Origin of the sequence: Micromonospora fulviviridis (assembly GCF_014648395.1) — a bacterium.
In the GTDB taxonomy this organism is placed as follows: domain Bacteria; phylum Actinomycetota; class Actinomycetes; order Mycobacteriales; family Micromonosporaceae; genus Micromonospora; species Micromonospora fulviviridis.
This window is the reverse complement of record NZ_BMRA01000001.1, coordinates 644,303-660,790: the sequence shown is the minus strand read 5'-3', so window position 1 is coordinate 660,790 and position 16,488 is coordinate 644,303. Positions and strand designations below refer to the sequence as shown.

15 protein-coding genes and 1 pseudogene are annotated in these 16,488 nt (G+C 73.7%); 10 read left to right on the top strand and 6 right to left on the bottom strand.

What is annotated here, in order from left to right; all coding sequences use genetic code 11:
• Positions 1-295 precede the first annotated feature (295 nt).
• Both IEY96_RS03305 and acs read right to left on the bottom strand, forming a co-directional pair.
• A complete protein-coding gene (locus IEY96_RS03305; protein WP_229791358.1) occupies positions 296-3,088 on the bottom strand; it encodes an immune inhibitor A domain-containing protein in 2,793 nt (930 codons plus the stop codon).
• A gap of 241 nt (positions 3,089-3,329) precedes the next feature.
• Positions 3,330-5,318, bottom strand: a complete 1,989-nt coding sequence (acs, locus tag IEY96_RS03300; protein ID WP_189193289.1) for an acetate--CoA ligase — start codon at positions 5,316-5,318, stop codon at positions 3,330-3,332.
• Positions 5,319-5,517: 199 nt separating this feature from the next.
• On the opposite strand from acs, the gene IEY96_RS03295 reads away from it, so the two are divergent.
• Positions 5,518-6,264 (top strand): Fic family protein, encoded by a 747-nt coding sequence (locus tag IEY96_RS03295; protein WP_189193288.1) that lies wholly within the window; start codon positions 5,518-5,520, stop codon positions 6,262-6,264.
• Positions 6,265-6,287: 23 nt separating this feature from the next.
• Here IEY96_RS03295 and IEY96_RS03290 read toward each other — a convergent pair whose 3' ends face one another.
• Entirely contained in the window at positions 6,288-7,100 is an 813-nt protein-coding gene (locus IEY96_RS03290) for an HAD family hydrolase (RefSeq protein WP_189193287.1), read from the bottom strand.
• 462 nt (positions 7,101-7,562) lie between these two features.
• Here IEY96_RS03290 and IEY96_RS03285 point away from each other — a divergent pair, with 462 nt between their 5' ends.
• Together IEY96_RS03285 and IEY96_RS03280 are read left to right on the top strand one after the other, a co-directional pair.
• Complete coding sequence (locus IEY96_RS03285) at positions 7,563-8,180, top strand: RNA polymerase sigma factor (protein WP_189193286.1); 618 nt, start codon at positions 7,563-7,565, stop codon at positions 8,178-8,180.
• A complete protein-coding gene (locus tag IEY96_RS03280) occupies positions 8,177-9,151 on the top strand; it encodes a CU044_5270 family protein (RefSeq protein WP_189193285.1) in 975 nt (324 codons plus the stop codon). The genes IEY96_RS03285 and IEY96_RS03280 overlap by 4 nt, the downstream gene beginning before the upstream one ends.
• Before the next feature lie 74 nt (positions 9,152-9,225).
• Here the strand turns inward: IEY96_RS03280 and IEY96_RS03275 are convergent, their stop codons facing one another.
• Entirely contained in the window at positions 9,226-9,672 is a 447-nt protein-coding gene (locus IEY96_RS03275; RefSeq protein ID WP_189193284.1) for a hypothetical protein, read from the bottom strand.
• A gap of 281 nt (positions 9,673-9,953) precedes the next feature.
• Here IEY96_RS03275 and ssd point away from each other — a divergent pair, with 281 nt between their 5' ends.
• From ssd to IEY96_RS32480, 7 genes and pseudogenes are all read left to right on the top strand, one after another.
• Positions 9,954-11,057 (top strand): septum site-determining protein Ssd, encoded by a 1,104-nt coding sequence (ssd, locus tag IEY96_RS03270; RefSeq protein WP_189193283.1) that lies wholly within the window; start codon positions 9,954-9,956, stop codon positions 11,055-11,057.
• Positions 11,054-12,265, top strand: a complete 1,212-nt coding sequence (locus IEY96_RS03265; RefSeq protein WP_189193282.1) for a TadA family conjugal transfer-associated ATPase — start codon at positions 11,054-11,056, stop codon at positions 12,263-12,265. The genes ssd and IEY96_RS03265 overlap by 4 nt, the downstream gene beginning before the upstream one ends.
• 566 nt (positions 12,266-12,831) lie before the next feature.
• A pseudogene (locus IEY96_RS33470) lies at positions 12,832-13,410 on the top strand (hypothetical protein); the annotation flags it as partial.
• Positions 13,410-14,144 (top strand): type II secretion system F family protein, encoded by a 735-nt coding sequence (locus IEY96_RS03255; protein ID WP_189193281.1) that lies wholly within the window; start codon positions 13,410-13,412, stop codon positions 14,142-14,144. The pseudogene IEY96_RS33470 and the gene IEY96_RS03255, both read left to right, overlap by 1 nt.
• Positions 14,145-14,167: 23 nt before the next feature.
• The gene (locus IEY96_RS03250) at positions 14,168-14,335 is read left to right on the top strand and encodes a DUF4244 domain-containing protein (RefSeq protein ID WP_013283643.1); all 168 of its coding nucleotides are present in this window, start codon (positions 14,168-14,170) and stop codon (positions 14,333-14,335) included.
• Between the two features lie 257 nt (positions 14,336-14,592).
• Positions 14,593-14,910 (top strand): TadE family type IV pilus minor pilin, encoded by a 318-nt coding sequence (locus tag IEY96_RS03245; RefSeq protein WP_189193280.1) that lies wholly within the window; start codon positions 14,593-14,595, stop codon positions 14,908-14,910.
• Between the two features lie 173 nt (positions 14,911-15,083).
• Entirely contained in the window at positions 15,084-15,383 is a 300-nt protein-coding gene (locus IEY96_RS32480) for an Rv3654c family TadE-like protein (protein ID WP_229791357.1), read from the top strand.
• A 109-nt stretch (positions 15,384-15,492) separates the two neighbouring features.
• Here the strand turns inward: IEY96_RS32480 and IEY96_RS03235 are convergent, their stop codons facing one another.
• Positions 15,493-16,071 (bottom strand): LURP-one-related family protein, encoded by a 579-nt coding sequence (locus IEY96_RS03235; RefSeq protein WP_189193278.1) that lies wholly within the window; start codon positions 16,069-16,071, stop codon positions 15,493-15,495.
• Positions 16,072-16,191: 120 nt separating this feature from the next.
• The gene (locus tag IEY96_RS03230) at positions 16,192-16,398 is read right to left on the bottom strand and encodes a hypothetical protein (protein ID WP_189193277.1); all 207 of its coding nucleotides are present in this window, start codon (positions 16,396-16,398) and stop codon (positions 16,192-16,194) included.
• Between the last annotated feature and the right edge of the window lie 90 nt (positions 16,399-16,488).

Here is a 16,488-nt window from a genome sequence, read left to right as displayed (position 1 = left end):
CAGGTGTTTGCATCGTTGTCACCGGTCAATCACCCGGTGAGCGGGCTTTCTTTCCCGGACAATTCCGGGCGAAAGCGCCCAGCGTTTCGACGCCGATTCACATTACGTTTTGGCCACGATCACATTGAGTGACGGTGATTATGAGGTCCCCCAAGGGGAGCGCAGCAGCCCGCGAAAATGTCACACGGTCGCGAAGAAAAATTGCCGACGCGTAAGAAGGACGGGGCCCGTCCGGAGCAGTGTGCTCCAGACGGGCCCCGTCGTGTGGTTCCGACGCGCCCCTCGGCGTGTCAGGTCACGGGGTCGCCGGGGTCACGTACACCGTGGCGTACGAGTTGTCCGAGGCCGCCCGCTTGATGGTGATCGAGACGCCGTACGCGACGCCCGCGTCACCGGGGTTGCCGGTGCCGAGCACGATCGCCCCGCCACCCAGGGTGGCCCCGTAGTACGCCGGAGCCGGCGTGCCGTCGGGGTTGGTCACCCGGGTGGTGTACTTCGCGTTGCCCCGCGACGGGATGACGACCGAGGCGTCGTTGTCCCGGGCGTACGCGGAGCCGTTGCGGATCTCGATGCCCGGGTACCAGCCCTTGGCGTCGCTGAACGCCGACACCGGAGCCTGGGCCGCGAAGTTGGTGCAGTACTCGCTGTACGGCTCGTCGGCCGCCTCCAGGCACTCCTTGAAGGGGTACGTGGAGCCCAGCGAGAAGGCCGCGTTGGACGACTGCGGGCGGCTGGGCAGGTTGTCCAGCACCGACGGGTCCTTGACGGCCGCCTCGCCCTGCCGGCGCAGCGGGTCGTTGTGCGAGTCGACGATCAGCAGCCCGCCCTTGGCCCCGTAGCTGGGCAGCGCGGTCATCTGACCGGTGACGTGGTTGACGTCGCCGAGCACGGTGTCCCGGTACCAGACCAGCATGCCCGGGGCGTTGTAGGAGAGCTTGTCGACCTTCCACGCCTCGTGCGAGTAGACCGTGTCGTAGGCGTACTTCAGGCCCTTGTCGAAGCCGTCGAAGTTGCGCCACTCGGCCAGGTAGTAGTGCGCCTTGACCTGGGTGCCGCCGTCGGTGTGCCAGCCCGCGCCGGTGGTGTCGGTGAAGGTGCCGCCGGTCTGGGTCCAGCCGTTGGCGCCGCCCTCGACGTCGTCGCTCCAGGTGGTGGCGCCGCCGCCGGTGACCGAGAAGTCGTCGGCGAACCAGCCGCGCTCCACGAACGCCTCGTCGGTGGCGTACCGCAGCCGGACCTGGATGGTCTGCCCGGCGAACGCCGACAGGTCGACGTAGTCGTGCCGCCAGCCGCCCGTGCTACCGGTCAGGCCGTACTTCTTGTTGCCGAAGTCGACCATCCGGCCGTTCGGGTCGGCGTACCCGTCGTTGGTGGTGACGAGCTTGCCCGTGGCGTCGTAGACCTTCTGCTCGGACCAGGTGGCGCCACCGTTGGTGGAGACCTCCAGGAAGCCGTAGTCCCAGTCCGCCTCGATGACGTAGTTGTTCCACATCCAGAACTTCGCGTCCGCGGCGTTCGGGACGGTCACCGTCCGGCTCAGCTTGACGTCCGCCCAGTCCTGGTCGGCGCCGGAGTACCACATGTTGGCGCCGCTGTGCGGCTGCGCCAGGGTGATCACCTTGTTCGGCAGGTTGATCTTGATGCCGTCCTTGGTGCCGACCGGGGTGTTCGAGGTCTGACCCAGCTGCACCGAGCGCGGGTCGTCACCCGGGTTCAGGGTCAGCGGCTCGGCCCAGCCGAGCACCCACTTGTCCCAGAGGCCCATGTGGGTGGGCAGCGCCTGGAAGATCTCGCCGCTGTGCGAGCCCGAGGCCATCAGGTCCCAGAAGTCGACGTCCGAGTCGGCGTTGCCGGAGGTGTCGTAGAGGTCCGGCAGGCCCAGGTCGTGGCCGAACTCGTGGGCGAACACACCGACGCCGGCGTCCTCCGGCTGCACGATGTAGTTCGCGACCTTCTTGTTGGTGCCCGGGATGGTGTAGCCGCCCGCCACCGTCGAGGAGTGCGCCCACACCGAGTACACGCCGACGTCGCCGCCGCCGCGGGACTTGCCCTGGTTCGCGTGCACCAGCACCAGGTGGTCGATCACGCCGTCCGGCTCGTTGACGTTGCCGTCACCGTCGGCGTCGCCCTGGTCCTCGATGTCGTAGTCGGCCCACGGGAAGTTCGGGTCCATCTTGGCCAGCGCGTCCACCGCGTCGGTGGCCAGCCGGCCAGCGCCCTGCGGGTTGTCCGGGTGGCCGTTCATGGACTGCTCACGACCGGCGACCCAGTTGCCGTTCTCGTCCTTGAAGCAGCGGGAGGCCGCGTACCAGCCCTCCGAGTGCGGCACGGTGATCCACGGGCTGGCCTGCCCGTCCACCGTGTACGCGCCCTTGGACATCTCCAGGTACATGTTGTGCATCGTGCGCCCGGAGATGTCGATGCCCGGCTTGCCGTCCGGCCCGGTCAGGTCGGTGCGGACCCGCTCGGTGATGCCCTCCTTGGTGTAGAGCATCTTGTCGTAGTGCGCCGGGGAGAAGTCCGGCACCCACATCGAGTTGTTGTCCTTGTGCGGCAGGCTCGCCGGGTTGGCGATCTGGTTGTGCTTCGGGCCGTTCTGCACGGTGCCGAGGACGCAGCTCCGGTCCTCGAAGACCGTCTTCGGCACGTACACGTTGGTGAAGTCGTCGTTCGCCTGGTCGTTGAACTCCACCAGCAGGGTCAGCAGCTTGGCGGTCTGGGTGCCCTTGGCCTGCTTGATCTGGCGGGGGCTCTGCCCCGTCTTGATCGCCTTGGCCTCCAGCTTGGCCAGTTCCCGGGCGGCCTTCGGGTTGCCGCCGGCGAACTTGCGGTCGTAGGCCCGCGCCGCGTCGACCGGGCTGGTGTAGACCCCGTCCTTGCCCTTGACCTCCTTGCCCGCCGTGTCCGGCTGGACCTCCGGCTCGGCGTAGTTGATGTAGTAGTCGTCCGCCCCGATCGTTGCCCGAGCGCTGCCGGACGTCTGGGCGGCCGCGCTGCCCGTCACGGTCAGCGACGTGGCGGCGAGGGCGATGGCGGGCAGCGCGACGAGTAGGCGTCGGCGTGACCCGGACCGTGGAAATGTGTGCATGCCACTCCGTTCGTAGGGCATGGGAGGGGGAACCGGCCGGTCGCGGTCGTAGCGACCCCCGTCGAACCGGTCCGATGCGGCTGAACCTAACCGAAGAGTGCCTCCATCGACAGGGGGCGACATAGCCTCTGGCCGATCAGCCTGCCGAACCTCCACCGAATTTCCGACAGGTGTCTCAACAGAACGACGGTGGGTGGCGGCCCGTCCGGACCGCCACCCACCGTCAGGGTTACGTCTGCGCTCAGTCCTCGTCGGACTTGCCGGCCCCCATGCCCGAGGAGATCAGGTCCATCACCGAGGAGTCCTGGAGCGTGGTGACGTCGCCGAGCGACCGGTGCTCCGCGACGTCCCGCAGCAGCCGGCGCATGATCTTGCCGGAGCGGGTCTTCGGCAGCTCCGGCACCAGCATGATCTGACGCGGCTTGGCGATCGGGCCGAGCGTCTTCGCCACGTGGTTGCGCAGGTCGGCGATGAGCCGCTCGCCGGCCTCACCGGAGATCTCCGCGCTGCCGCGCGGGATGGCGAACGCGACGATCGCCTGGCCGGTGGTCGGGTCGGTCGCGCCGACCACCGCCGCCTCGGCCACCGACGGGTGGCTGACCAGCGCCGACTCCACCTCCGTGGTGGAGATGTTGTGGCCGGACACCAGCATCACGTCGTCGACCCGGCCGAGCAGCCAGATGTGCCCGTCGTCGTCCTTCTTCGCCCCGTCACCGGCGAAGTAGACCCAGTCGTCGCCCTGGTTGGCGCCGGCCCCGAACCGCGACCAGTAGGTCTCGATGAAGCGGTTGTCGTCGCCCCAGATGGTGCGCAGCATCGACGGCCACGGCTCGCGGAGCACGAGGTAGCCACCACCGCCGTTGGGCACCGACTGGCCCTGGTCGTCCACCACGTCGGCGACGATGCCGGGCAGCGCGGTCATCGCCGAGCCGGGCTTGGCCTCGGTGACGCCCGGCAGCGGGGAGATCATGATCGCGCCGGTCTCGGTCTGCCACCAGGTGTCGACGACGGGCAGCTCGCCCCGACCGACGTACTGCCGGTACCAGATCCACGCCTCCGGGTTGATCGGCTCACCGACGCTGCCCAGCAGGCGCAGCGAGGAGAGGTCGTAGCCGGCGGGGATGTCCTCGCCCCACTTCATCATGGTGCGGATCAGGGTCGGCGCGGTGTAGAGGATGGTGACCTTGTACTTGTCGACGATCTCCCAGAACCGGCCCTTGTGCGGGGTGTCCGGGGTGCCCTCGTACATGACCTGGGTGGCGCCGTTGGAGAGCGGGCCGTAGACGATGTAGGAGTGCCCGGTGACCCAGCCGATGTCGGCGGTGCACCAGTAGACGTCCGTCTCCGGCTTGAGGTCGAAGACCGCGTGCGTGGTGTACGACGCCTGGGTCAGGTAGCCGCCGGTGGTGTGCAGGATCCCCTTGGGCCGGGCCGTGGTGCCGCTGGTGTAGAGGATGTACAGCGGGTGCTCGGCGTCGAACGGCTGGGCGGCGTGCTCGGGCGAGGCGGTCTCCACCGTCTCGTGCCACCAGCGGTCCTTCGCCGACCAGGCGACCTCCTCGCCGGTGCGGCGGACGACCAGCACGTGCTCCACCGACGGGCAGTTCGCCACCGCCTCGTCGACGGTCGGCTTGAGCGCGGACGGCTTGCCCCGGCGGAAGCCGCCGTCCGCGGTGATGACCACCTTGGCGCTGGCGTCCTGGATCCGGTTGGTCAGCGCGTCGGCCGAGAAGCCGCCGAAGACCACGCTGTGCGTGGCGCCGATCCGGGCGCAGGCGAGCATCGCCACCGCGGCCTCGGGGATCATCGGCAGGTAGATCGCCACCCGGTCGCCGGCCGTGACACCCAGCTCGGTCAGCGCGTTCGCGGCCTGGCAGGTGAGCTTGTGCAGGTCCGCGTAGGTGACGGTGCGGGTGTCACCCGGCTCGCCCTCCCAGTGGATCGCCACCTTGTCGCCGCGACCGGCCTCCACGTGCCGGTCCAGGCAGTTGTACGCCACGTTGAGCCGACCGCCCACGAACCACTTCGCGAACGGCGCGTTCGACCAGTCGAGCACCTGGTCCCACTGCCGGTCCCAGTGCAGCCGCCCGGCCTGGCGCTCCCAGAAGGCGAGCCGGTCCTCGGCCGCCTCACCGTACGCGTCCGCGGTCACGTTGGCGTTCGCGGCGAGCTCGGCCGGCGGCGGGAACTGGCGCGTCTCGTTCAGCAAGTTGGCCAAAGCCTCGCTCATGCGGTGACTCCTTCATCGCGTGACCTGCGTCTCCTACTCGGGAGAGGTTAGTCCCGGCGAACCCCCCGCCGCGACCGCCCGGTCACCCGCCACGCGCCCAGTGGCCCTTCGGGCGCGCCGAGCAGTAAGGGAGAGTGGTTCGCGTCGCTTCCCGGCGGCTGGCGCTCCGGCGAGGTGCGGGGATCGCTAGCGTGGCGGGGTGACCACCGACCCGCTCGCCCCGCTGCTCGCGCTCGCCGACATCGCGCCCGCCGTCGAGCAGGCCCGTGACCGGGTCGACCAAGCCCACCGGCACCGCGCGCTGCGCCGCCAGGGCGGCCAGGTGGCCGCCGAGGTCAGCCTCCGCTCGGCCGTGGCCAGCGCCGCCCTGGAGGGCCGGGTGCACGAGCGCGAGGAGGTACGCGCCGGCACGGTCACCGACCCGCTGCTCCAGGGCGCGCTGCGGGTGGCCGGGGCGCTGCCCGGGCTGAGCGACCTCTGGCCGAAGGCGCCGCGCCAGGCGCTCGCCCGGCTGCACGTGCTCGCGGCCCGCGACGTGGTGGCCGAGGCCGAGCTGGGCCGCCCGGTGGCCGACCCGGTGGTGGCGGCCCGCCTCGACGGGCTGGCCGGTCTGGTGGCCGGGGGCACGAAGGTGCCGCCGCTGGTGCTGGCCGCTGTGGTGCACGGTGAGCTGCTGAACCTGCGCCCGTTCGCCGGCCCGTCCGGGGTGGTGGCGCGGGCCGCCGCCCGACTGGTACTGATCTCCACCGGGTTCGACCCGCGCGGGCTGGTCGCCGTCGACGTCGGCCACCGGGAGCGGGAGCCCGAGTACGTCGGCGCGGCCGGCGCCTTCGCCACCGGCACCCCCGACGGGCTGCGCTCCTGGCTGCGCCACTACATGGCCGCCGTCGAGGTCGGCGCTGAGCAGATCACGCTCATCGGCGACGAGATCCTCGCCGCCTCCTGAGCCGCCGCGCTGCTCGGCCCGGTTCAGGCGGTGGGGGTGGTGGTGGCTGCGCGGGTGCGGCGGTGCCGGCCGTACCAGGCGATGCCGATGGCCACGCCGACGCCCACGCCCAGGGCCGCGGCGGCGACCGGCACGGCGGGGCGCTCCCGCAGCCGCCGTCCCAGCGGCACCGGGTGCCGGAACTCCAGCACCGGCCACGAGTTCTCCACGGCCAGCCTGCGCAGCGCCCGGTCCGGGTTGACCACGGTCGGGTGCCCCACGCACTCCAGCAGCGGGCGGTCGCTGTACGAGTCGGAGTAGGCGTAGGAGTCGGCGAGGTCGTAGCCCCGTTCGAGGGCCAGTTCGCCGACGGCGTCGACCTTGCGCGGGCCGGCCGCGTAGAACTCGACCTCGCCGCTGTAACGGCCCTCCGCCACCGCCATCCGGGTGGCGATCACGTCGGTCACCCCGAGCAGCTCGCCGATGGGGCGCACCATCTCCTCACCGGAGGCGGAGACCAGCACCACGTCCCGCCCGGCGGCCTGGTGCTCCTCGATGAGGGCGGCGGCCTCGGCGTACACGTAGGGGTTGATCAGTTCGTGCAGCGTCTCCGCGACGATCTGGCGGACCTGCTCCACCGGCCAGCCCTTGCAGAGCGTGGCGAGGTAGTCCCGGGTCCGGGCCATGGTCTGCTCGTCGGTGCCGCCCAGCCGGAACATCAGCTGCGCGTACGCCGACTTGACCACGTCACGGCGAGTGATCAGCCCGTCCCGGTAGAACGGCCGACCGAACGCCAGTGCGCTCGACTTGGCGATGACGGTCTTGTCGAGATCGAAGAAAGCGGCACTCCGGCCCACGGCGCGAAAGTCTAGCCCGACGGGGCACGCTCGGCTGGTCCCCCGGGGGCTCCCGGAGCCGCCCGATCCGACGGGTGCACTCGTGGGAGTGACGGCTGTCACACCCGTGGGGCACAAATTAGCGTTGCGTGGAGTGAACACCACTCGACGTATAAGGGTCCATTGCGGCATGCTTGTGCTCGCGACGAGAGTTCACGTCCCGTCGATCGCAAAGAATATGGACCCTCGGCGGTTGCACCCCCCGTGACCGCTGAGTGGGTTCGGCTCGACCCCCCCGGAGCCGAACCTCACGACGACCCCCGTCTCCCCCCGACGGGGGTCGTCCCTTTCGGGGTCTGTTCCGCGCCGCCGCAGCTCACCACTGGCATGGCCCACAGCCGTCGCGAACACTTGCGCCGCCGTCGGCGAAGTAGAGGTGAGCCCTCGGCCGTGTAGGAGGGATGCAGGACAGAAGGAGAATCCATGGGTGTGGTGACACGAGACGTGTGCACCGCCGCCGAGCAGACCGACGCCGAGATCATCAGCCGGATGCACGGGGATCCGGCGTTGTTCGACGCCATCTTCGACCGCTACTACCCGGCGATCCACGCCTACGCGACCCGGCGACTGGGCCGCGACCTGGCCGACGACGTGGCGGCGGAGACGTTCCTGGTCGCATTCGACCACTGGCGGCGCTACGACACCACGCAGCACAGCGCCCGGCCCTGGCTGTTCGGCATCGCATCCAACCTCATCGCCGGGCATCAACGGGCCGAGGCACGACGGTACCGGGCGCTGGCCCGGGCGGAGCGCGCCGCCGACGGCCCTGACCGCCACGACGGGACGGCCGACCAGGTCGCCGTACGGCTGGACGCGCAGGCCGTGCGCGGGCGGCTCGCGGCGGCGCTGGAGGAGATCGCACCGGCCGACCGGGAGGTGGTGCTGCTGGTCGCCTGGGCGGACCTGACCTGCGAAGAAGTGGCGCGCGCGCTGGAGATTCCCGCCGGCACCGTCCGGTCCCGGCTGCACCGGGCGCGCAAGAGATTACGGGCGGCGCTGGGTGGCACCGACCCGACGGCAACCGGAGAGGATTCCGAGTGATCGACGACATCACCGCGCTGCGGGAGAGTTGGAGCGAGGTCGAGCCGCCCTCGCCGGACGCTCAGGACCGGGCCCGGGCGGCGCTGCTGGCCCGGATCGCCGAACGTCGGGCCACCGTGCCGCAGGGGCGCAGGCCCGCCCGGCGTGTGCCGGGCTGGGCGTGGCGGTCCGGTCTCGCCGCCCTCGGTGCCGCCGCCCTGGTGGCCGGGGTGGTGGCGGTCGGTGGCTTCGGCCCGGTGAACCCGCCGGGCCGGCAGGTGCCGTACGTGGCGAGCGGGTCGGTCGCGCAGACCTTCGAGCTGGCCGCCGTGCACGCCGAGACCGAGCCGTTCACCCCACCCCGCCCGGATCAGTGGACCTACGTCGAGCTGCGGATCGTCCGGGGCAAGCTCGCCCAGGACAAGGGGCAGGCCACCCGCGAGACGACGCGGTCGTGGCAGCGCGCCGACGGCCGGCAGAGTGCCGTCATGGTCGACGGCAAGCTCGAGGTCAGCCAGGAGAGCTCGGACCTACCGCAGGTCATGCCGCCCCAGGACTACCCGGCGCTGGCGGGGCTGCCCACCGATCCGCGGGCGCTGCTCGACTGGCTGCGGGCCCAGGGCCCGTCCGGCAAGGGTGACGACGCCGTCCCGTACCTGCTGATCGACTCGATGCTGCGGGACAACGTGCTGCCACCCGGCGTGAAGGCGACCCTGCTGCGGGCGCTCGCCCTGATCCCCGGCGTCACCCGGTCCAGCGAGCCGGTCGACTTCGACGGACGCCCGGCGATCGCCGTGGGCATGGTCCTGGACGGCTGGCGGCAGGAGGACATCCTGCTCGACCCGACGACCCACGAGTTCCTCGGCAGCCGGACCGTCGTGGTCGAGGACCACACGACACCGGAGGGGGTCAGGCTGAAGAAGGGCGACGTCGAGGTCGAGCTGGTCCGGGTCGCCGGGAAGATCGTGGACGCACCGGGTCGGACCGGCTGACCCGTCGGGTACGCCGACGGCCACGTGGGCGGGCGGCCGGACCGTGGTGGTCCGGCCGCCCGCGTCACCGTTGGTCAGGACTTGACGAGGTCCACGATCGAGGTGTCGTAGACGAAGTACTGCTGGTAATCGGCGTCGTAGGCGGACGCTTCGGTGCTCACCTCGGCGGCGCCCCTGCCGAACGGCGTGGTGTCGATGGGGGTCGCCGCGGCCGTCCACGCCACAGGTGCGCCCGGGGTGCAGTCGACCAGGGCCCCGAAGCGGCCGCGGACCAGCACCTTCTTGACCACCTGGTCGACCGTGCCGCCCACCGTGACCGTGGTCGGCTGGCTGCAGGTCACCGTGCCGTGCACGATCGCCTTGCCGCTGATCGTGCTGGCCATGCCGTCCGGGGCGACGGCCAGCCCCAGCTCGAGTGGCACCGTCTCCGCCTGCGCCGGCGCGGCGGCGACGAGCCCGCCCAGCGCCCCCGTGATCGACAGGCTGGCCGCGAGGGCCGCCCTCCGCCAGGTCTTCTGCATCCCCGTTCCTCTCTCTGCGGTCGGACCGGGCATCTCTTCACCCGAACACCGCTGTCGGTGAATTATCGCGGGAACGGTCGCCGCCGTTGCCTCGCACCGACACATCCGTGCATAAGGGACGGTCGTCGGCGATGAACGGTCCATAGCAGATCGGCCGGGCGATCGGCGGCTGTCCACAGGCATTCCCGTCGTCCACAGCCGTACCCGGTCGGGCGCCGGTGCGCCGATCCCGCCGGCAGGCTGCTCCGCGGCACGTCCGAGTCCGACCGCTGGAGGCCGCCATGCCGCCCCGTACCCCGCTGCCGCCGTACCGCCGGCTGCCCCTGCTCATCACCGCCGACGGCGACCTCCTCGACGAACTGCTGCGGCTGGCCGCGGCGGGCGGCACCGAGGTCGAGCTGGCCGCCGATCCCGCCGCCGCCCGCGCCCGCTGGACGCCCGCGCCGCTCGTGCTGGTCGGCGCCGACCAGGCGCAGGCCTGCCTGCGGGCCCGCCTGCCGCGCCGGCCCCGGACGGTGCTGGTCGGTCGCTCCGGCCAACTCGATCCAGGTACGGAGGTCGCCGAGCTGATCGGCGCCGAGCACGTCGCCACCCTGCCCGCGGCCGAGCCATGGCTCGTCGACCGGTTCGCCGAGTGTGCCGGCGAGCTGCCCGGCGGCGGCCCGGCCCGCGTCGTGGCGGTGCTCGGCGGGCGGGGCGGCGCCGGCGCCAGCGTGCTGGCCGGGGGCCTCGCCGTCACGGCGGCCCGAGCCCGGCTGCGCACCCTGCTGGTGGACGCCGACCCGCTCGGCGGCGGCCTCGACCTCGTGCTCGGCTGGGAGCAGCTCGAAGGGCTGCGCTGGCCCGGGCTCACCGGCACAGACGGCCGGGTGGACCCGCCGTCGCTGGTCCGCGCCCTGCCCAGCCGAGGCGACCTCGTCGTCCTCTCCTGGGACCGGGGCGCGCTGCGGCACCTACCGGCCGAGGCGATGGCCGCCACCGTCGACGCCGCCCGCCGCGGCCGCGACGTGGTCGTCCTCGACCTGCCCCGCCACCTGGACGACGCGGCCGTGGTCGCCCTCCAGGCGGCCGACCGGGCACTGATCGTCGTGCCGGCCGAGCTGCGGGCCACCGCCGCCGCGGCCCGGGTCGTCGCCGTGGCCGCCCCGCACTGCGCCGACCTGGCGGTGGTGGTGCGCGGTCCCGCTCCCGGCCGGCTCCGGGCGAGCGAGGTGGCCCGGGCGCTCGGGCTGCCGCTGGCCGGCACGCTCCGGCCCGAGCCGGGGCTCTGCCGAGGGCTGGAACGCGGCGAGGCGCCGGCCGCCACCGGGAAGGGTCCACTCGCCGTGCTCTGCCAGCGGCTCCTCGACGGCATGGCCGACGCGCCCGCGGCGGGTGCGGCGTGACCGGGCCGGCCGATGCCGGGGAACTGGCCGTCCGCGTCCGGCACCGGTTCGCCGCCGAGGCCACCCCGGTCACGCCCGCGGCCATCGTCTCCGCCGTACGCGCCGAGCCGGACGCCGCCGTGCTCGGGGACACCGCCCTGCTGCGGATCGCCGACCGGGTCCACGACGACCTCGTCGGCGCCGGCCCGCTCGCGCCCCTGCTGGCCGATCCGCAGGTCACCGACGTGCTCGTGAACGGCACCCGGGTCTGGGTCGACCGGGGACGGGGCCTGCACCAGGTGGCCGTGCCGCTGGGCACGGTCGACGACGTCCGCCGGCTGGCTCAGCGCCTCACCGCGGCCGCCGGACGCCGGCTCGACGACGCCTCCCCGTACGCCGACGCCCGGCTGCCCGACGGCACCCGCCTGCACGCCGTGCTGCCACCGGTGGCGACCGACGGGCCCTACCTGTCGCTGCGCACCTTCCGGCAGCGGCCGTTCACCCTCGACGAACTGGTCCGGCAGGGCACCGTGCCCCGGCCGGTCGCCCCGCTGCTCGCCGCCGTGGTGGCCGCCCGGTTGGCGTACCTGGTCACGGGCGGGACCGGCTCCGGCAAGACCACCCTGCTCAACACGCTGCTCGGGCTGGTGCCGGGGACCGAGCGCATCGTGCTCGTGGAGGACGCGGCCGAGCTGCGGCCCGTGCACCCGCACGTGATCGGCCTCCAGGCGCGTACGTCCAACGTGGAGGGCGCCGGGGCGGTCGGGCTGAGCGTCCTGGTCCGGCAGGCGCTGCGGATGCGGCCGGACCGGCTGGTGGTGGGCGAGTGCCGGGGCGCCGAGGTGGTCGACCTGCTCGCCGCGTTGAACACCGGCCACGACGGCGGGGCCGGGACGCTGCACGCCAACGCCGCGACGGACGTACCGGCCCGGCTGGAGGCGCTCGGGATGCTCGGTGGTCTGCCCCGGGCCGCCCTGCACGCCCAGGTCGCCGCCGCACTCCAGGTTCTCCTGCAGGTCCGGCGGACCACCGAGGGCCGGGTGCTGGAATCGGTCAGCCTGCTCCTGCCCGAGGGGCCGGACCGGGTGGTCACCGTGGTTCCGGCCTGGCTACGCGGCCGCGGGCTCGGGCTCGCGGCCCGACCTCTCGGCGCCCTGCTGCGCGGGCGCGGAGTGACGGTGCCACCGATCCTCTGCGCGGCGTGGCCCGGCTCGGCGGGCCCGTCGTGACCGGCCCGGTGTGGCTGGTGGCCGTGCTCCTGACCGGCGCCGCCGTGGCGGTCGCCTGGCCGCTGCGCGGCGGCCGGGCCCGGCGGCACGCGGTCCTCGACCTGGGGAACCACCCCGGTCCTGGCGACACCCGACCGACCTGCATCCGCCCGGGCGCGGGGCACGGGCCGAACTCCGACCGCCCGGGCGCGGGGCTCGGGCCGACCTGCGTCCGGTCGGGGGCGGGGCCCGGGCCGGTGGTGCGAACGCCGCACCCCCGCGTGCCCCACCCGCCCGGACGTCCCACCGACCGTCCCCCTGCCGGGCGGCCACCGGGGCGGCGTGACCCGACCCGCCCGGCCGCCGGGCTCATCCCCACCGACTCCGTCCGCACCAGAGAATCAGTGCGAGTGGCGCACCCTCGGCGCAGCGCACCCCGATCCGGGCTGGCCGCCGCTCTCGTCGTCCTGGATCGGGCGCCCCGGTTCCGGATGGCCGCGGCATTCCGCTACCGGCGATCGGGTGCCGTCTCGCCGTCGTCCGAATCGGCGCCGTCCGGCGTGGTCGGTCGTTCGCCGTGGTCCGGGCGGCCCGCCCTGCTGGCGGCGGCAGTGGTCGGCGCCGGGGCCGGAGCGCTGCTCGGCGGCCCGGTGGCCGCGGTGGTGCTGGCTGCCTACGGCACGCTCGCGGCGCGGGCGCTGCTGCGCCGGCGGGTCCGCCGGGCGGCCGACCGGGCCCACCGCCACGACCTGGACCAGCTCGGCGCGCTCGCCGCCGACCTGCGGGCCGGGCTGCCGGCCGGCGCTGCGATCGGCGACGGTCCGCGACGCGTCGCCCGGTTGGCGCGAGCCGCCGTCCGGCTGGCCGACCGCACCGGGGCGCCCCTGGCCGAGCTGCTCGAACGGGTCGAGGCCGACGCCCGGGCGGCGGACCGGGGCCTGGCCGCGGCCGCCGCGCAGGCGGCCGGCGCCCGGGCGACCGCCTGGCTGCTCGCCGGGCTGCCGCTCGGCGGGATCGGGCTCGGGTACGCCATCGGCGTCGACCCGGTGGCCGTGCTCCTGCACACCCCGGTCGGTGGCGGCAGTGCCGTCGCGGCCGTCGCCCTGCAGCTCGGCGGGCTGCTCTGGGCGGAGCGGCTCGGCGCGGCGCCCGGGCGGGCCGCCTGATGTCGCGGCCGGTGGTGGCCGCCGCCTGCCTGGGCGGGGCGGCCTTGCTCCTGGTCGTGTCCGGGCCCGCCGTCCGTCCGGCGCGGCGACTGCGCCTCCTCATCCCTGACCGGCCGGCGGAGCGGAGCCGCCCGGCCTGGTGGCCGGACCGGGTCCGGCTCGGAGCCGGCCTGGCGGGGGTGGCCGCGCTGGTCGTGGTGGGTGGCTGGGCGGGCGTGCTCGTCGGGGCGATGGCCGGGACGGCCGCCGACCGCCTGCTGCGGCGGATCGAGCCCCGGGCCGTCCGCGACCGCCGGCTTCGGGAGGCCGCCGACCTGCCCCTCGCCGCCGACCTGCTGGCCGCCGCGCTCCGGGCCGGCGCACCCGTGGACCGCTCGGTGCTGGCGGTCGCCGACGCGCTCGGTGGACCGCTCGCCGACCGGCTCGGCCGGGTGGGACGGACGCTGGAACTCGGTGGCACGGCGGCGGAGGCGTGGGAGCACCTGGGACCCGTGCCTGGGGCGGAGCGCCTGGTGACCGGCGCGATCCGCTCGTCGAGCAGCGGCGCGGCGCTGGCCGGCGCGCTCACACGGCTCGCCGACGACCTGCGGTCCGACCGCTCGACCGCGGCCGAGGCCGCCGCCCGCCGGGCCGGGGTGCTCATCGTGTTGCCGCTCGGGCTCTGCTTTCTGCCCGCCTTCATTCTCGCCGGTCTGGTGCCGGTGATCGTCGCCGTCCTCGGCGACGTGCTCTGAATCCCCGAGAAAGGGAGTACGACATGCGCAAACTCCTCACCCGCCTGCGCGGCGACGCCGGGATGAACACGGCCGAGTACGCCGTGGGAACGCTCGCGGCCGTCGCCTTCGCGGGGATCCTGCTGAAGGTGCTGACCTCCGGCAACGTGCAGTCCGCGCTCACCGCCGTCATCGACCGGGCCTTGAAGTGACCGGTCGCCGGTGGGCCGGCCGCCAACCCGGCCCGGACCCAGGCTCACCGCCCAGTGGCCGTGGCCTTGGCCTTAGCTCTGGCCCTGGCCCTGGCCCTGGCCCTGGCTCGGGCTCGGGCCTTGGCCCCAGGCCCGGCCTCGGCTCTAGCTCTGGCCCTGCGACCGGGACCGGGACCGGGGCCAGGACCGGGCAGTCGGGACGGACTGCCGGGCAGCGACCGTGGGGAGCGCGGGAGCGGGGCTCGTTCACGGCCGAGTTGGCGGCCGGCCTGCCGGCGCTGATGCTTCTCCTCTTCGCCGGCCTCACCGCGGTCGACGCCGTGACCACGCGGGCCGGTTGCCTGGACGCCGCGCGGGAGGCGGCACTCGCCGCCGCCCGGGGCGAACCCGGGTCGACCGCCGGCTCCCGGTACGCCCCGGCCGGCGCCGACATCTCGGTGACCGTGGCCGGCGACCGGGTCACCGTGACCGTGCGGGCACCGGTTCGGAGCTTCGGTGCCCGGCTGCCGCGGCTCACCGTGTCGGGCACCGCCGTGGCCGCTGTCGAGCCCGGCTCCCCGGGACCGCTGCCGTGACCCGGCGCTGCCGCGCCCGCCCGGCCCGTCGGGCGGCCGACGGGTGGGGACACCGGGGGCGGAACGGGTGGGGAGACCGGAGGCTGCGGGTCCGGCAGCGATCGCAGCAGGCGCTTCGCGGCCGTCGGGACACCGAGCGGGGCGGGGCGACCGTGTGCCTGCTCGCGGTGGGGATGGTGTTCGTGTTGGTCGGGCTCTTCGGCGCCGGCCTCGGCGCGGCCCGGTGCGCGCGTCACCAGGCCCGCAACGCCGCCGATTTCGCGGCTCTCGGTGGCGCCGGCCGGGCGATCGAGGGCACCGGCGAGGCGTGTGGACGGGCCGCCGACCTGGCCGCGGCGAACGGCGGTCGGCTGACGGCCTGCCGGCTCGACGGTCTCGACGTCGTCGCGACGGCGGAGGTCAGGGTCGCTCCGCTGCCCTGGCTCGTCCGCTCGGCGAGGGTGACCTCCCGTGCCGGGCCGTCCCGGGGCTGAGGAGCGTCGACCCGACGCAGGCACGGCGTACCGACGGTGGTGTCGGGGCGGAGGCCGTACCGCCCCGACACCGCGGGAGTCGCGCCGCGTGGTCGGTGAGCCGCGGCCGTCAGCGGGACTGGAGGGCGTCCAGGCCGACCGCCATGGCGATCACGAGTCGCCGGTCGATCTGCGGGTGGTGGATGTCGACGACGTACCGGTCGCGCAGGCCCCACTTCTTGTCGACCGAGAACACCGGCTGGCCGTCGGCCACGAAGTCGAAGTGGTAGGGCAGCCAGGAGAGCGAGTCGACGAAGCGGCGCAGCAGGGCCACCGGCAGGCTGCGCTCCTGCCCGGTGATCTGCGGCAGGCCGGCCTGCTCGACGTGCCAGGTGGAGCGCAGCAGCGACTGGGCGAAGTCCTTGCGGAACAGGCCGATCGGGGTGCCGGCGTGGTCGGTCACGTCGTACGTGGCGCCCAGGTCGAGGCGCTGCCGGGCCTTGAAGCCGAGCAGGGGGTACTGCTTGGAGTCGTCGGTGTAGATGGTCACCTGCTCCTTGAACGCGAGCCGCTTCTGCTGCGCGAACGCGAGCAGCCCACCCTCGGAACCGTCCGGCGCCGCGGAGTGGACCTCGTACTGGTTGACCATCATCCGGATCCGCTGGCGGACGATGAACCGCTGCTGGGCCTGCAAGCTGTCGAGCTGCATCTGATCTCCTTGAAGTGGTGAACGCCGGAGTCTCGCACAGCTCAGGCGTCCCCGCCCGCCCGCGGCCGGCGCGTTCCGGCCGGTGATCCGATCGACCGCCGTCCACCCCCGGGCCGGCGGTCAGCGGCCGCCGTCGACGGTCGCCTTCATGGCCCAGGCGTTGAGCACCTGGTGGATGCCGCGCAGGCGCTCGTTGATCTGCTCCAGGCGCTCCGCCTGGGCCAGGTTGGCCAGCGCGGCGCCCAGCGCGATCTGCTGGTCGGGGGTGAGGTTCTCCTGGTCGATCGTGTAGAGCAGGTCGACGGTCTCGGCGATCGTGTCGGCCACGGCTGTACCTCCCGGCGCGAAGAATCTCGGGGCCTCCACCAGGACATGGAAGCGCTCCCATACGTCAATGCCCCGCCGCCGCCCCACTCA